Raw genomic sequence first — 810 nt, 5'->3', positions numbered from 1 at the left:
TAGCCCAATAAATACTTTTCGGAATACTGGTAAACCCGTTTTCTGGCCCTTCAACAATAAAAATCAATGAACCGAAAATCGTGACCAAAATGGCGACGGTTGTGAAGAAGATGAAGATCTTTCTGCGAGCCATTAGTAATGAGCGCAACAAAATGTTGGACTCTTGCAGGTACCTCACCAACTTCAAGATACGAAAAATACGCATCACACGTAGTGCTCTGATCACGCCCATGAAAGAGGCGGATGGGAAGAACAATACTAAGTAAGTTGGGATGATCGCCAACAGATCGACAATACCGTAGAAACTTTTTGCGTACGCCACCGGTTTTGGCGAGCAATACAGACGTAGCAAGTACTCAATGGTAAACAGGCCGGTGAAGGTGTATTCAAGGTACTTCAGTTCTTTTGCCCACTCAGCACGTACCGAGGGAATGGAATCTAGAACGAGAACAGCTAACGAGCTGATGATGGCAATAATAAGCGCGATATCAAAAGCACGGCCGGCTTTGGTGTGGGTGCCAAATATAGTGACGTAAAGTGTATTTTTTAGAGAGTGAGTCGTCATGACAAAGCGATCCATTGTTGAATCGCTCTATCATAACGTCATTAATAAAATCAGGCTAATCCAGGGAACAAGTTACGTAAGCCGTTTGCAATAAACTCGATGCCTAGCGCACCAAGAATCAAACCCATGATACGTGTGATCACGTTGATGCCTGTTTGACCCAAGAAACGAACGATCAAAGGTGCCGAACGAAATAGCAACCAAGAACAAAGGCAAAATAGACCAATCGTGATAACGATGCCCAC

The 810-nt window shown here is 44.1% G+C and carries 2 protein-coding genes; both read right to left on the bottom strand.

Annotation, left to right across the window (positions count from 1 at the left end):
• Positions 1-565: ion transporter (locus R7Q48_RS26300; RefSeq protein ID WP_318133135.1), on the bottom strand; the 565-nt coding region annotated here is incomplete at its 3' end.
• A 50-nt stretch (positions 566-615) separates the two neighbouring features.
• Positions 616-810 (bottom strand): MarC family protein (locus R7Q48_RS26295; protein WP_318133133.1); only part of this gene is annotated, 195 nt, incomplete at its 5' end.

It is taken from the genome of Vibrio sp. 378 (assembly GCF_033339435.1).
Note: the sequence above shows the minus strand (reverse complement) of the source record. Positions and strands in the feature narration are given on the sequence as shown.